Origin of the sequence: Kitasatospora sp. NPDC056327, from assembly GCF_042261735.1 — a bacterium.
Taxonomy (GTDB): Bacteria; Actinomycetota; Actinomycetes; order Streptomycetales; family Streptomycetaceae; genus Kitasatospora.
Map to the genome: position 1 here is coordinate 1 of NZ_JBHJRC010000218.1, position 14,029 is coordinate 14,029.

The window sequence follows — 14,029 nt, forward strand, 5'->3', positions numbered from 1 at the left end:
ACCACCGAGCGCACCCTGCTCCTCGGCGAGGTCTACCGGCGGGGCGGCGCCTGGCGGTTCCGGGTGGTCGGGCAGGGCTTCGACCACGGGCTGGAGGAGCTGGCCCGCGGCTACGGCGTGGACGTCGAGGGCTGAGCGGAGGGGGCCGGGGACGGTCGGGGCCGGCCGGGTCGGTCGGGGTCGGCCGGGTCGGTCGGGGTCGGTCCGGGGCTGTCCGGGGCTGTCGGGGCCGGCCCCGAAAATGATCGGCGGGCCGGCCCCGGCGCTGGGAGACTGGGCGCCTGATCGTCCGGATCGCCCGGATCCGGCGGAGGAGAGGAGCGGACATGGGCATGGACACGGGGGACGGGCGGGTCGCCCCGCCGCTGACCGGCGGCGAGCGCGAGACCCTGCGGGCGTACCTGGACTTCCACCGGGCGACCCTCGCCCTGAAGTGCGCCGGCCTGACGGACGAGCAGCTCCGGCTGCGGTCCAGCCCGCCCTCCACGCTGACGCTGCTCGGGCTGGTCCGGCACATGGCGGAGGTCGAACGGACGTGGTTCCGGCGCGTCGTCGACGGCCAGGACATCCCCCTGGTCTGGTCCGCCGAGGGCGACTTCCAGGCCGCGTACGACACGAGCGGGGCGGACCGGGCCGAGGCGTTCGCGGCCTGGGAGGCGGAGGTGGCGCACGCCCGGCGGATCGAGCTGGCGGCGGACTCGCTGGACGTCACCGGCTACCAGCCCCGTTGGCGGGCGGACGTCTCGCTGCGGGTGGTGATGCTGCACCTGATCCACGAGTACGCGCGGCACAACGGGCACGCCGACTTCCTGCGGGAGGCGATCGACGGCGAGGTCGGCGCCTGAGGGAGCGCCCCGGTCCGCTAGGGGGGCGCCGCGGGCACCCGCCCGACCACCTGCTCGTCCACCCGCCCCTCCGGCCGCCCTCCGCCCGTCCGTCCGGCCTCCCGGCACCCTGCCGCGGCGCCGTGACGGGCTGTCGGTGGCGGCTGCCATGATCGGCCGTATGAACGCCGTGAACGACGACCCCACCGGGCCCGGCTCCGCCGTCACCTGGACCGCGGACCTGCCCACCACCGTCGGACTGGTCCGCACCCTGCACGACCTCGACGACTGCTGGACCAGAGCGGACATCGAGCGACTGGTCGAGGCCCGGCCCGACTGGCGGATCCGCCGCGAGTTCGGCGAGCTGCTGGTCGTCGGGATGCAGGCCGGGCCGAGCTGGCCGGCCGGGGCCGAGCTGTTCCTGGGGGCCACCGCCGCCAAGGCCTCCACCTACCGGCGGGCCTGGGTCCCGCTGGTGGACTTCCGCCTCCCGACGCCCGCCGCCGAGCGCCGTGCCGCGCTGCGGACGCTCTCCGAGGCGCTGCGCGCAATCGGCACCCCCACCGCGGTGCCGACCGCCGCCGACGGGTTCGGCCTGCGCTGGCGGTCCGCCCGGCGCACCATGCTGCTGCAGGCCAACGACCGCCGCGCCTGGGTCGCCCTCCAGCCGCACGTCCTGGAGGTCGAGCACGCGAGCCCCGAACTGCCCGCCGTCGTCGCCGCGTTCGTCCCGGCGCTGCACGACGCCCCCGGCGGCCAGTGCCCGGCCGCCGAGGTCGAGCGGATCGCCGCCGAACACCCGGGCCTGCGGGTGGAGTTCGGCACCGGCTACGCCGACATCCGGACCGCCGACCCGCACTTCGGACCCTCGTTCGCCCAGCGCACCGCCTTCCGGCGGACCGCCCCGGAGGGCACGTTCGACGTCCTCGACCTGCACCGCTTCGACGAACTGCCGCTGACCCTGGAGCACCGGCGCGCGGTGTTCGGCGAGATCTACCGGGCGGTGTGCGGCGTCCTCGGCGAGCCGACCCTGTTCGGCGGCGGCCCCTACGGACCGGACGTGCGCTGGCGCCAGGCCGGCGGGGGAGGCCGGCTGCTGCGGCTGCTCTGCGAGGGGCGGCGCGTACGGCTGGAGACCGAACCGGTCGCGGCGGACTTCGAGGAGGACGAGAACCGCACCTTCGAGCACGGCGGCCCGTTCGGCGCCGACGGGCCCAGCGACTTCCCGCTGCTCCCGTACAGCTGGCAGCTCCACCTCCCGCACCAGGCCCCCGGAGACGCCCCGGACTACCTGCCCGGCGGGCGGCTCGCCCTGACGCTGCCGCACCTGAGGGAGGGCCTGGAGTGCGTGCTGGCCGCCTGGATCGAGCAGCTGCCGGTCCAGCGTCCGGGCGAGAAGGTCACCTTCTCGATAGCCGCGCCGCAGATCAGCGGCGGCCTCTCCTTCGCCTACAGCACGGTGAACGGCATCCTGCTGCGGGTCGGCCCGCGCCCCGGCGACCCGGCCGAGGTCACGGCGGCCATGACGGCGGACGGCTGGCAGCCCTCGGGCAGCCGCTTCAAGGCCGAGTTCGGGACCCCGACCGAGGCCACCGCCCGCGAGGTCGCCGCACTCGTCACCACCGAACTGACGGCCCGCGGCATCAACGGCGACTCGGGCCACGGCCTCGGCCCCGGCCGGATCACCGCCCGCGGCCTCGGCCTCGGCCTGTCGCCCCAGCTCGCCCGCCACGGCTTCTTCCGGGCCACCGGGCTGGGGCTGGAGACGTCCTGAGCGCACGCCGGCCCGCGGCGGGCGGGGCGTTGCGGGTGTGACGCGTGAGCCGACGGTTCGTCATGTGGCTTCCTGGGTGGCGCAGTTCGGGACAACGGGCGCTCACCAGGAAAGGTGTGGACCAATCCAGACATTCCCTATGCTCTCACCCTGATCGGCCGATCGGCTGATCGGAACGCGGTGGGGAGCGGCAGTGCGCATCAATCTGCTCGGACGGTTCGAGGTCCAGGACGACCACGGCAGAGTACTGCCCCAACCCGGCCCGAAACGACGGGCGTTGCTCGCCGCGCTCGCCCTGGAGCTCGGCCGGACCGTCCCGGCCGAGCGGCTGATGGACCTGCTCTGGAACGGCGCCCCGCCGTCCACCGCCCGCTCCGCGCTCCAGGGCCACGTCACCGCCGTCCGCCGCCTGCTCGCGGACGCCGCCGACGGCGGTCCGGCGACCGGCTCGATAGCCGAGGACCCGGACGGGCTCCACCTGGTCACCCGCGACGGCGGCTACGCGCTGCTCGGCCACCCGGACGCGGTCGACGCGCACCGCTTCGCGCGGCTCTGCGCCGCCGCCGAACAGTCCGCCGCCGAGGCCGCCGTCCTGCTGCGGACGGCGCTGGCCCTCTGGCGCGGACCCGCCCTCGACCGGTGCGGCTCCACCCGGCTCGCCGCCGAGGCCGGCCCCCGGCTGACGGCCGCCCGGGAGCGGGCCGCCGAGCGGCTGGCGGGTGGGCGGCCCACGGGCGGGCCGCGCACGGGTGGCGGGGCCGACGGCTTCCTCGGCCGCGCCGGCGACCTCGCCCGGCTCGACACGGCCGCCGCCGACGCCGACGGCCGGCCGCTGCTGCTGACCGGGCCCGTCGGCGTCGGCAAGACCCGCCTGGCCCGCCGGTGGGCCGACCTCCGCGCGGGCCTCTTCCCCGACGGCCGGTACGCCGTCGACCTCCAGGGCGACGACCCCGGCAGCGACGACGACACCATCGCGGCCACCGCCCTGGCCGCCCTCCTGCGGGACCTCGGAGCGGGCGAACTCCCCGCCGACACCGACGAGCGCGCCGCCCTGCTGCGCACTCTGACGGCCGGCCGCCGGCTGCTGCTCCTGCTCGACAACGCCGGCTCCGCCGAGCAGGTCGAGCCGTTGCTGCCCGGCCACTCCGAGGTGCTGGTCGTGGTCACCGGCCGTTCCCCGCTGACCGGCCTGGTCGCCCGGGAGGGCGCGGTCGCCCTGCCGCTCGGCGGCCTCGCCCCGGCGGAAGCGGTCGGCCTGCTCGCCGCCGTGACGGGCACGGGGCAGGTTGCCCGCGAGCCCGAGGCCGCGGCCCGCGTGGCCGCCCTCTGCGACCACCTGCCGCTTGCCCTGCGGGTGGCCGGCGCCCGGCTCGCGGCCGACCCCGCCACGTCCGTCGCGGAGCTGGCGGAAGAACTGGCCTGGGCGTCGGGCCGGTTCGGACCGGGAGAAGCACCCGGTGGGGGCGGTTCGGTGGAGGCGGCGTCCGACGGGGGTGGCGCCGGGGGCGGGCCCACGGGGGTGGTGGGGGCAACGGTCCGGGGTCTGTCCGGTACCGGCCTCGGTGCGGTGGCGGTGGCGGTGGCGGGGGAGGGGGCGCCGGTGCCGGGTGGGTCCGACGGGGGGAGGGTGGGTCCGCCGGGGGAGGCGGCGGCCGGGGAGTCGGCGCAGGCGGTTCCGGAGGGAACGCCTGGTGGGGGTCTGTCCGGTGCTGCCCCCGGTGCGGTGGTGGCGGAGGAGGAGGAGGTTGCGGGTCCGCTCGGGGGCGGTGCCCGGGTGTCGCCGGTGGTGGAGGGATCGGCCGTCCGAGGCCCGGTTGCCGATGGTGACGACGGGTCGGGGAGTCGCCAGGAGCCCCTGGCGGAGGAGGACCTGGCCGGGGACGCGGCGCGCGTGGCTTCGTCGTGGGTCGCCGTCGTCGGCGGAGTCGGGCCCGGGCGCCCACGGGGGCCCCTGCCGGAGGAGGACCTGGCCGGGGACGCGGAGCCGATCGCGCCGGAGGCGGCGGTCGACGCCGCCGCCGCCTCCGGTGTGCAGCGGGTGGTGCGGGTTGAGGAGGGCGATGCAGCGTCCGGGGACGATCGGGGCGCCGCCTCCGGTGTGCGGCAGGCGGTGTCGGCGGAGGACCCGGCAGGGGAGCCGCTGCGGGTGGAGTCGGGGGAAGCGCCGGACGGCGGCGCCGCCGTCGGCGCCGGGAAGGGGCTCTGGGCGGGCGAGGAAGCGGTGGGGGAGTCGGTGCGGATCGTGCCCGGCGAGGACGGGGCGGGTGCGGCTCGGCAGGTGCCGCCGGCGGAGGAGGACGGCGACGCGTCGGGGGACGGCCGTCAGGCGTCGCCGGGGGTGGCGGGAACGCCTGCCCGGGACGCCGCCGCCGGTCGTGGCGGCGTGCTCCGTCGCGCTCAGGGCCCGCTGCCGGAGCGGGAGTTGAAGGAGGATCCGGGCGGGGATCCGGTGCGGCCGGTACCGAGCGGGGCGCCTGGCGGCGGCGTCCTCGGAGCGGGGCAGGGCGCCCGGGCGGGGGCGGGCGGTGCGGTGCGGCCGGGGGTGGACGGTGTGGTTGCCGCGATCGGGGTCGGGCGGCGGGCGTTGCCGGTGGAGGTGGGGCGGGTCTTCGCGCTGACGGGGCTGGTTCCCGGTGCGGGGCTCGATCCGGAGGCCGTCGCCGCGGTCGCCGGGCTGTCGGCGGCCCGGGCCCGCGAGGTGCTGGACCGCCTCGCCGTCGCGCGGCTCGTGGAGGAGGACGGCCCGGCGTGGTTCGGCAGACCGGAGCCGGTGCGCCGTGCCGCGGCGGAGGCGGCCGCGGGTCTGCCGGCCGTCGAGCGGACGGCCGCGGTGCGCCGGCTGCTCGGACGGTGGACGCAGATCGCCGAGGCCGCGTGCGACGCTTCGGGGGAGCCGGGCAGTACGGCGGGAGGCCCGTCGCCCGGCTCGCCCGCCGGGCCCGGTGACGGCACGGGGTGGTTCCGCCGTGAGCGGCGTGCGCTGTCGGCGCTCGCGCGGCTGGGTGCCGCGTACGGCCTCGACGCGGAGGTATGGCGGCTCGCGCACGCCTGCGGGCCGCTGCACTACCAGGACGGCGCCCACCTGGACGCCTGGGAGGAGCTGGCCCGGACCGGGCTGGCCGCGGCCGAGCGCCTCGGGGACCGGGCCGCGCGGGTCAGGCTGCGGACGGACCTGGCGCTGGCGCTGGTCTCCCGGCAGCGGTTCACGGACGCCGCCGCGGTCGCGGAACCGGCGGTCGCCGACGCGGCGGAACTCGGCGACACCGCCGTCCGGGACCGCTGTCTGACCGCGCTCGCCGGGATCCTCGCGGCGTCCGGCCGCTGTTACGGGGCCATCGCCGTCCTGGAGCGCGTCGTCGCTTCCTGCGAGGCCCGGGCCGACGGCCCGGCGACCGCCCGCGCGCTGGACCACCTCGCGCACTGCCTGCACCGGGTCGGGGAGACGGAGCGCGGGCTCGCCCTCACCGAACGCGCCCTCGACACCGTCCGCGACCGCATCGGCGATCCGCTCCAGGGCGCCCTCCGCTTCAGCCGTGCCGAGGCGCTGCGCGTCCTCGGGCGGGAGGAGGAGGCGCTGGCCGCCTCGGGCGAGGCGCTGGCCCTCGCGGAGGAGCGGGGCGACACCCGACTGCTCCTGCTCGCCCTCGACTTCAACGGTGCCGTCCTCGCCGAACTGGGCCGCCCGGAGGAGGCCGCGCACTGCTGGAGACGCGCTCTGGAGCTGCACGCCGCCGAGGGCCGTGCCCACCCTGCCCTGGAAAGACGGCTCGCCGCCCTGCGCGAGGGCGGCACCGGCGGCGGCACCGGCAGCGGTCCCGGGTCCGGTCCCGGGTCGGGTGCCGGGTCGGGTGCCGCGGAAGGAACTGGCCAGGACGCGGCCCGGTGCGGAATCGTGGCGGGGTGACCGATCACGACTCCCCTCCCGCGCCCGACGACGCCGCCCCCGGGCTGTTGAACGCCCTCGCCGCCTACCGGACGGCACGGCGGGCGCTTCTGGGGACCATCGGGCTCGGCCGGTCCAACCGGGACCCGCTGGCCGAGGTCGCCGAGCACCTGGTCCTGGCCCTGTGGGGCGGCCGGCTCGCCGCCTCCCGGGTGCAGGCGGACTACGACCTGGTGGCGGCCGACGGCGAGTTCGTCCAGGTCAAGTACCTCGCCAACCCGTCGGACGGCTGGCCGAACGAGCACGTCGTGAAGCGCGTGCCCGGCGTGCACTGGTACGTGCTCGTCCTCTACGAGGCCTTCGAGGTGACGGGTGTGCTGGCGTTTCCGCCGGACCTGACGGACATCTGCGCCGCCTTGGGCAAGCGGCACTCCGACCGTTCGGCCACCCTGCAGTTCACCCGGCGCAACTGGTGGGCGGTCCGGGACGGCGCGGACGCCTTCCGGCGGCTGGGCATGCGCGTCTGGCTGCCGCCCTTCCCGGGGCGCGGCGGGGCCACCGACGGCGCGGCGGCCGGGGCCGGGGCCGGGCCGACGACGTCCGGGCGGGGAGCGGTCGGATGAGCACCGAGGGCGGCGGCGGCCGAACGGTGGCGATCGCGGTGGCCTGCGCGTGCGGCGCCGCGGCCGTGCGGCAGGTGAGCCAGTTCGTCGGCCGGGACGGGCCGTGGTGGGACGCGGAGTTCTCCTGCGACGGCTGCGGCCTCCGGATGTGCGAGTACGCCGGACCGGGGCCGGCGCCCGACGCGGCCTGGCGGCGGGCCCTGGTGGCCGTGCACGGGACGGCCCGGCTGAGGTCGGCTGGTCCGCTCCCGCGCGCGGTCGCCGCGATGAAGGTGTTCCGCGAGGTCCACGCGGTCCCACCGGCGCGGGCCCGGGAGCTGGTCGAGCAGTTGGGCCGTGATGGCGTGCCGGGTACCGTCCCCGAGCTGGAGTTCCTGGCGTCCCGGATGCGCGGCGCCGGGGTCCCGGTGGTCCTCGACGAATGACCGGCCGGCGCCGCGAGCCGGTTCGGTGGGGGACGGCGGGTGAGCGTCCGGGCGGGAACGGCGGTGATCACGCCCGGGTCCAGCACCGCGGTGGCGCCGCGCGGCTCGCCGCCCTGGGAGCCGGGAGGAGCAGGAACAGGGGCGGGACCAGGTTCGCTGCCGCGCCGGACGAGGCTCCCGCCACTCCGCCGCCCCGCCGCCCCGCCACCCCGGCGGGCGGAGGGGTGGCCGGGCCGATGAGCCGGCCGCCGATCGGTGGGCGGCTCGCGCGGAGGGTCCGACGGTGGTCGCGCGCAGGACGCCGAGGAGGCCGCCCGGCTCGGTGCCGTCGCCGGAGGGTCGCGGGCCGGACAGGAGGGGCGCGCGGCCCGGGACGCCGGCCGGTGACGGCCGGCGCGCCGTCCAGGGCGATCACGGTCGGCACCGCGACGCCGGCACGGGCCGCCGCGGTGCCCGAGGGGACCGGGTGGCCCGTGGCCGCGGAGCGCGCCCGGGAGCAGCGGCCACCCTTCGCGGGGTGTGCAGGTCCGGGGCAGGGGGCGGGGTCGGCGAAGGGCGGGGCGGCCGGGGAATTTCGGGGTCGGATTGCGGGGTTCCGGCGGGCGGAACGGGGCGGACGCGGCGGACCCGGGTGCCGTCGAACGCGGCCCGGGGGACGGGGAGTCGGGCCGGCGGCGTGTGCGGACGGCGGGCGGAGGGCGGGGGGAGCGCGGTGCGCCGGGACGCGGTCGGGCCTGCCGGGGCCGGGCCGGGCGGTGAACGCGGGGCGGTGCGGCAGCCGTACTCGTCACCATGACGGTGATGACCAGAAGACGGCGTGCTGGCAAGCTGGCCGCCATGGCGGAAGCGGCGGGCGAGGCGGGGATCCGGGAGCTGGTGGCGGGATGGCTCGCGACCGAGCGGCTCGACGGAACCGACGACGGCGGCGGTGACGGCGACCACGACGGGTGGCGCGAGGCCGACCGGGCCGGGGGCGGGTGGGCGGTGCCCCCGGCCGACGGTGCGGTGGTGGTCGCGGCGGCCCGGCGGCTGGCCGTGGACGGCCTGGGGCGGCGCGGGCCGCGGACGGCGGTGCCGGACGGGCTCCGGTTGATCGCCGAGGCGCTGGTGGTGGACGAGCACCCGTCGGCCGTGCGGTGGACGGCGCTGGAGCGGGCGCAGGCGGTGGAGTGGGTGGCCCTGCTGCTGCACCGCTTCGGTGAGGAGGGGGTGGCGCTGCTGACGGCGGAGCTGCTCGGGGACGGCTCCGACGAGCACCCGGCTCGGTAGTGGTCGGTGGCGGGCGGTCACGGACGGGCGAGGAACCGGCGAGGGCGTCCGGGGTGGGGGACCCGGTTCCCGAACGGTCCTCAGCCGGCTAAGGACGCCAGGCGTTCGTCCAACCGGCGGACGACCGCGGTGTCGCCCAGCCGCCCGTACAGGCCGCGTGCCGAGCGCAGGGTGCCGACGGCCTCCGGGGCCCGGCCGGCCGCCAGCAGGAACTCGGCGAAGTGGCGTTCGGCCACGGCGTGCAGGTGGACGGCTCCGGCGAACCGGCAGCGTTCCAGCGTCTGCCGCCAGGCCTCCTCGGCCTCCGTGCAGCGGCCGAGGAGCTGGAGGGCGTGGGCCTCGTTGATCATCGCCGAGAGGTGGAAGACGGCCAGCGGGTGCTCGCCGAGCAGCGTGCGGGCCTCCCGGGCGCGCCGCAGCGCGCGCGCCGGATCGCCGGCCAGACCGTGGAGTCCCGCGGTGTTGCTGAGCGCGTAGGGGGCGTGCTCGGCGTGGCCGTGCGCCTCGGCGAGGGCGATCGCGCGCTCGCCCAGCCGGACCGCCTCGTCCGGCCGCCCGCCGGCCGCCGTGGTCACGGCCAGGACGGTGAGCGCCTGCACCCCGACGGTGTCACCGGTGCCCGAGGTGCGGTCGACCGCGCGCCGGGCCAGCCGGTGAGCCTCCGCCGTCCGGCCCCGGCCGCTCAGGGCACGGGCCGTCACGGCCTCCATCGCGGCGACGGCCGCCGGGTCGCCGGTGCGCCCCGCGGCGTCCAGGCCGGTCCGCAGACAGGCCAGCCGGTCGGCGCGGCGGCCGACGCTGTAGTAGAGGCCGTCGGCGCGGTAGGCGAGCCGCCAGGAGCGGTCGTGGTCACCGTCCTCGGAGGCCGCGGCGACCAGGCCCCGGACGGCCGGCTCCTCGGCCTGGAACCAGTCCAGGATCGAGCGGACGGTGGGGAACCGGGTGCGGTCGGCGCGCCGGCCGCCGCGGGTGGTCTCCCCGCCGGTGCCGGGTGCTCCGCCGGGGGCGGGCTGGAGCAGGGCGGCGCCGCGGGCCACCGCCGCGAGGTAGTGGTCGGCCAGCGCGGCGGTGGCGGCGCTCCGCTCCGCCGGGGGCCGCTCGTCGAGGAGTTCGGCGCCGTACAGCCGGATCAGGTCGCAGCGCCGGTAGCGGCCGGGGGAGACCTCGGTCAGCAGGTGGTGCGCGGCGAGGGCGGAGAGTGCGCCGGCGGCCTCGGTGGGGCCGGCGCCCAGCAGCGCGGACGCCGCCGCGACGTCCGTCTCCGGGTTCGGGTGGACGGCGAGCAGGGCCAGCAGGTGCGCGGCGCCGTCCGGCAGGTGACCGAGCGTCAGGTCGAGGGCGGCCCGGAGGCTGGCGGTGCCCCGGGTGGCCAGGGCGTGCAGCCTGGTGCGCTCGTCGGCGAGCTCGGGAACCAGGTCGCCGACCGCCCAGCCGGGGTGGACGGCCAGCCGGGCGGCGGCGATCCGCAGGGCGAGCGGCAGCCGGCCGCAGAGTTCGGCCAGCCGGTCGGCGGCCTCCGGCTCCGCGGCGACCCGGGTGCGGCCCAGTACCTGCTCCAGCAGGCGGCGGGCGTCCCCGGCGGGCAGCGGACCCAGCCTCAGCAGGGCGGCGCCCTCGGTGACCACCAGGTCCTCCAGGGTGCTGCGGCTGGTGATCACGGTCGTGCAGCCGGGGCCGGCCGGCAGCAGGTCGGCGAGGTCCCGGGCGTCGCCGACGTTGTCCAGCACCACCAGGAGGCGGCGGTCCCGGCTGAGCGAGCGGTAGAGCGCGGCGCGGGCCGCCCGTTCCCGGGGCAGCCCGGTCTCCGGTACGCCCAGGGCGCGCAGGAGACGGCCGAGGACGACGGACGGGTCGACGGGGCCGCCCGGGCCGAAGCCGTTGAGGTCGGCGAAGAGCCGCCCGTCGGGGTGGGCGTCGGCGGCGCCGTGCGCCCAGTGCAGGGCCGTGGCGGTCTTGCCGCTGCCGGCCGGGCCGACCAGGACGCCGAGCCCGCCGCCGGAGCCCGCACCGGTTCCTGCGCCGCCGAACCGCTCGGTCAGCCAGTGGAGTTCGGCCTCGCGGCCGACGAAACCGGCGGCCGGACGGGGGAGCTGGTCGGGTGCGGTGCCCGGCGCCCGGGTCGGGTCCGGGGGCGTGGCGGCGGCCGGAGCAGGGCCGGGCTGCTCGGTGGACCCGCCCGGGCGGCGCCGGAGTCGGCCCGGCGCGGCCAGTGGATCCGGGACCGGGGCCGGGGCGGACACCGGATCCGGGGCAGGAACGGGGCGCGGGGCCGGGGCCGGCCGGGCCGCCGCCGTGGCGCGCGCCGTCGCTCGCGGCGCGGCCCTCCGGACGGTGCCCGGCGGCACGGCACCCGGCACGGCACCCGGCGCGGCGGGGTCGGGGCGGTCGGGGCGCTCGGCCACCGGTCGGACGGCGGAGGGGCGGGCGCCGGGGGACGGTCGCTGCGTGGGCTTGCAGCTCGGGAACGGTGCCGCCGCCTGCCGGCCGACGGCAGCGGGGGACCGGTCGGCCGCCGCCGCCCCGTCGGTCCGGGGCCGGCCGATCAGGCGGGTGGGCGCACCCGTACCCGCCTTCGCACCCGCACCCGCACCCGTCCTCGCGCCCGCACCCGCCCCGCCGGTCCGGCGGCGGCCCGGCTCGTCGGTGAGCACGCCGGACACCGCCGCGCGCAGCCCGCTGCCCGGGCCGACCCCGAGGTCGGAGGCCAGCCGGCGGCGGGTGCGGTGATAGGCGTTCAGGGCGTCCCAGGGGCGCCCGGCCTGGCTGAGGCAGAGCACCAGCCGGGCGGCGAGCGACTCGTTCCACGGGTCGGAGTCGAGCGCCAGGTCCAGTTCGGACACCGCGTCCGCCCCGAGACCGAGCCGGAGCAGCCGGTCGGACCAGGCCTCCAGCGCGAGCGTCCGGTCCTTGCGGAGCCGGTCGGCGAGCGCGTCCCGCAGGTCGGTCTCCGGCAGGCCGGCCAGTGCGGCAGGGCCGTGCCACAGGTCGAGCGCCCGGCGCAGCAGCCCGGCCGCCGCCGCGTCGCCGGCCGGGGCGCTCTCCGCCGCGGCCCGGCCGACCAGCTGTTCGAACAGCAGGGAGTCCACGGCTCCGGCCGGTCCGTCCAGCCGGTAGCCCGGCGGGCGGGTCGTCAGGACGAGGTCCGAGCCGGCGATCAGTTTGCGCAGCGCGGCGATGTGACCCTGCAGCGCGGCCCGGGCCCGGGCCGGGGGCGCGTCCCCCCAGAGCAGTTCGAAGAACCGCCCGACCGGGACGGTGCGGCCGAGTTCGAGCGCCAGCAGAGCGAGCGTGGCGCGCCGCTTGGCGGCGGCGGGCTCGACGGACCGGTCGTCGGCGGTCCGCAGTTCCACCGGGCCCAGCAGCCGAACGAACACGGATCCTCCCAGGTGAGAGCGGGTGGACGAGGGTTCCCGTCCGTGTGCGGGGCGCAGTCTAGCCACGCTGTAGGTTCGATTTGTGACGTTCAGTGTGCGGTTTCGCGAATGGCGTGGATCCGCCTGTCCGGGGGGTTGACGTGAACCGGTTCATGGTCCCCGGCGGGGCCGGGCGGACGGCTCCCGGCGGATCCGGCAGGCCGGCCGGTGCAACCGGATCGCGGTGCCGGACGTTGCGCCGCCGGTGAGCCGGTGTCTTCCGGGTGCAAACGAGGGCCGCCGCCGGGACCGGGCGGCGGCCGGGCGGCGCGGGTGTGCCGGAAGGGGCGGACGGTGCGGGCGGGGTCCGCAGGGGGGAGGTGCGGGCCGCCGGTGGGAGCAGGGTCCCGGGGCCGCCGGTCGGTCCGGGCCGTGCGCGTGCCCGCCGGTTCGGGAGGTGTGCTCGATCGGGAGGTGTGAGCTGCCCGAACGGGAAACCGGCCCGGCGTCCGCCCGCCCGGGGGCGCGGCCCGTGGGTGTCGTACGGGAACGACCCGTCACCCGGGTTCAACGGCCGGGGAGCGGTGCCGGGTTCAGTCGCCGTGCCCGGTGAACCCGGGGCTCCGGACGCTCCGTCGACCAGAGTGCGGGGCCGTCGCGGTTCCGTGTGCTCAGACCGCCGGGAAGGGCGACCATGCTGCGAATGAACGGGCCGCTGCGGATCACGGTGCTCGACAAGGACGCCTACTACGAGCAGCGCGCGGTGGTGCGCACCCCCTACGGCACGTTCGTGCTGGAGGGCCGGATCGGGGCCTCGCTGGACGTGCGGGCGGACGACTGGGATCTGGAGCTCCAGCACTGCGTGCCCGGCGTCGGCTGGCGGCCCAACGTCCGGGTGCTGCCGTACCCGTGGCAGACCTCGCGGGGCGGCACGCGCAGCCGGATCGTGCGCAGCAAGGACTGCGACTGGCCCAACGGCGACCCGACCGAGCGCAACTTCATCCTGCGGCTGTCCGGCACGGTGGCCCAGCGCGAGGAGGAGCGGGCGTCCACCACCGACGCGGTGGGCCCGGCGACCCGCGGGGGCGTGCGGACCAGTTCCGGCGCCGGTGTCGGCACGTCCGCGGGTGGGCCCGCCGGCACGTCCGCGGGTACGTGGGCGGACGCGCCGTCGGGGGCACGGGTGGGGACGGCGGCGGAGCCCCCCGCCGAGGTGGGGACCGGCAGGACCGCGGTTTCGGCGCCGGTCCCGGCCACGGCCGTGCCCACGGCCACGGCGGCCGGGGCGGCCCCGGCTTCGGTGTCGCGGTCGGCGTCGGTGCTGGTGCCCGGGGTCCTGCGGGGCACCGCGGCCGTTCCGGGCGCGCCCCTCGCGGCCGCGGTACCGGCACACGGCGGGGCGCCCGGGTACGGTGCGGGGGCCCCGCACGGCACGCTGCCGTCGGTCCCGGGGGAGGCCCCGGCGGCGGCCCTCCGGGCCCGGGCGGCGGCGCCCGGCGGATACGCGGACGCGGTTCCGGCGGTGGTGTCCGGGGTGCCGCTGGGCCGGGTGCTCCCCGAGAGCGCCGGCCGCCCTGCGACGTCCGCGAGCCCGGAGCGGCGTCCGGGCTCATCAACACCGTGCAGCAGATGGGCAACGCGCTGGGGCTGGGGCTGGTCTCGGTGGTCTTCTTCGGCACGATGAGCGACCACCTGGCCCCGTCCCGCATCGGTCCGGAGTACGCGGACGGCTTCCAGAGCGCGCTGGGCTGGGTCGCCGGGGTGATGGGAGTCATCTTCCTGCTGATGTTCGCGCTGCCCAGGCGGCCGGCCCAGCACGCGGAGGGGGCCCAGGAGGAGGAACGGGCGGAGGAGAAGAAGCCGGCGCTGGTCTGACGG

General features: G+C 78.4%; 9 protein-coding genes and 1 pseudogene. 9 read left to right on the forward strand and 1 reads right to left on the reverse strand.

What is annotated here, in order from left to right; translation table 11 throughout:
- The 7 genes from ACFCX4_RS26290 to ACFCX4_RS26320 form a co-directional block, all read left to right on the forward strand.
- The coding region (locus tag ACFCX4_RS26290) for a TerD family protein (RefSeq protein WP_376147112.1) at positions 1-135 on the forward strand (135 nt) is incomplete at its 5' end.
- 191 nt (positions 136-326) lie between these two features.
- Positions 327-845: a DinB family protein gene (locus ACFCX4_RS26295; RefSeq protein ID WP_376147092.1), complete on the forward strand. Its 519-nt coding sequence runs from the start codon at positions 327-329 to the stop codon at positions 843-845.
- Between the two features lie 160 nt (positions 846-1,005).
- On the forward strand, positions 1,006-2,598 hold the full coding sequence (locus tag ACFCX4_RS26300; RefSeq protein ID WP_376147095.1) for a hypothetical protein: 1,593 nt from the start codon (positions 1,006-1,008) through the stop codon (positions 2,596-2,598).
- A gap of 193 nt (positions 2,599-2,791) precedes the next feature.
- Positions 2,792-6,502, forward strand: coding sequence for a BTAD domain-containing putative transcriptional regulator (locus tag ACFCX4_RS26305; RefSeq protein ID WP_376147097.1), 3,711 nt, complete (start codon positions 2,792-2,794; stop codon positions 6,500-6,502).
- Complete coding sequence (locus ACFCX4_RS26310; protein ID WP_376147100.1) at positions 6,499-7,104, forward strand: hypothetical protein; 606 nt, start codon at positions 6,499-6,501, stop codon at positions 7,102-7,104. Before ACFCX4_RS26305 ends, ACFCX4_RS26310 begins: the two co-directional genes overlap by 4 nt.
- Positions 7,101-7,529 carry a hypothetical protein gene (locus ACFCX4_RS26315; protein ID WP_376147103.1) on the forward strand — a complete coding sequence of 143 codons (429 nt, stop codon included), beginning with the start codon at positions 7,101-7,103 and terminating at the stop codon, positions 7,527-7,529. The genes ACFCX4_RS26310 and ACFCX4_RS26315 overlap by 4 nt, the downstream gene beginning before the upstream one ends.
- 801 nt (positions 7,530-8,330) lie before the next feature.
- Complete coding sequence (locus ACFCX4_RS26320; protein ID WP_376147106.1) at positions 8,331-8,798, forward strand: hypothetical protein; 468 nt, start codon at positions 8,331-8,333, stop codon at positions 8,796-8,798.
- Between the two features lie 80 nt (positions 8,799-8,878).
- On the opposite strand, the gene ACFCX4_RS26325 is transcribed toward ACFCX4_RS26320, so the two are convergent.
- The gene (locus tag ACFCX4_RS26325; protein ID WP_376147109.1) at positions 8,879-12,172 is read right to left on the reverse strand and encodes a BTAD domain-containing putative transcriptional regulator; all 3,294 of its coding nucleotides are present in this window, start codon (positions 12,170-12,172) and stop codon (positions 8,879-8,881) included.
- A 673-nt stretch (positions 12,173-12,845) separates the two neighbouring features.
- On the opposite strand from ACFCX4_RS26325, the gene ACFCX4_RS26330 reads away from it, so the two are divergent.
- Together ACFCX4_RS26330 and ACFCX4_RS26335 are read left to right on the forward strand one after the other, a co-directional pair.
- Positions 12,846-13,835, forward strand: a complete 990-nt coding sequence (locus ACFCX4_RS26330) for a hypothetical protein (protein WP_376147114.1) — start codon at positions 12,846-12,848, stop codon at positions 13,833-13,835.
- Positions 13,745-14,026, forward strand: a pseudogene (locus tag ACFCX4_RS26335) (MFS transporter); the annotation flags it as partial. The gene ACFCX4_RS26330 and the pseudogene ACFCX4_RS26335, both read left to right, overlap by 91 nt.
- Positions 14,027-14,029 lie beyond the last annotated feature (3 nt).

Coding starts and splice junctions, on each gene's coding strand:
- ACFCX4_RS26295 (WP_376147092.1), top strand. CDS start 327: ATGGGCATGGACACGGGGGACGGGCGGGTCGCCCCGCCGCTGACCGGC.
- ACFCX4_RS26300 (WP_376147095.1), top strand. CDS start 1,006: ATGAACGCCGTGAACGACGACCCCACCGGGCCCGGCTCCGCCGTCACC.
- ACFCX4_RS26315 (WP_376147103.1), top strand. CDS start 7,101: ATGAGCACCGAGGGCGGCGGCGGCCGAACGGTGGCGATCGCGGTGGCC.
- ACFCX4_RS26320 (WP_376147106.1), top strand. CDS start 8,331: ATGACCAGAAGACGGCGTGCTGGCAAGCTGGCCGCCATGGCGGAAGCG.
- ACFCX4_RS26330 (WP_376147114.1), top strand. CDS start 12,846: ATGCTGCGAATGAACGGGCCGCTGCGGATCACGGTGCTCGACAAGGAC.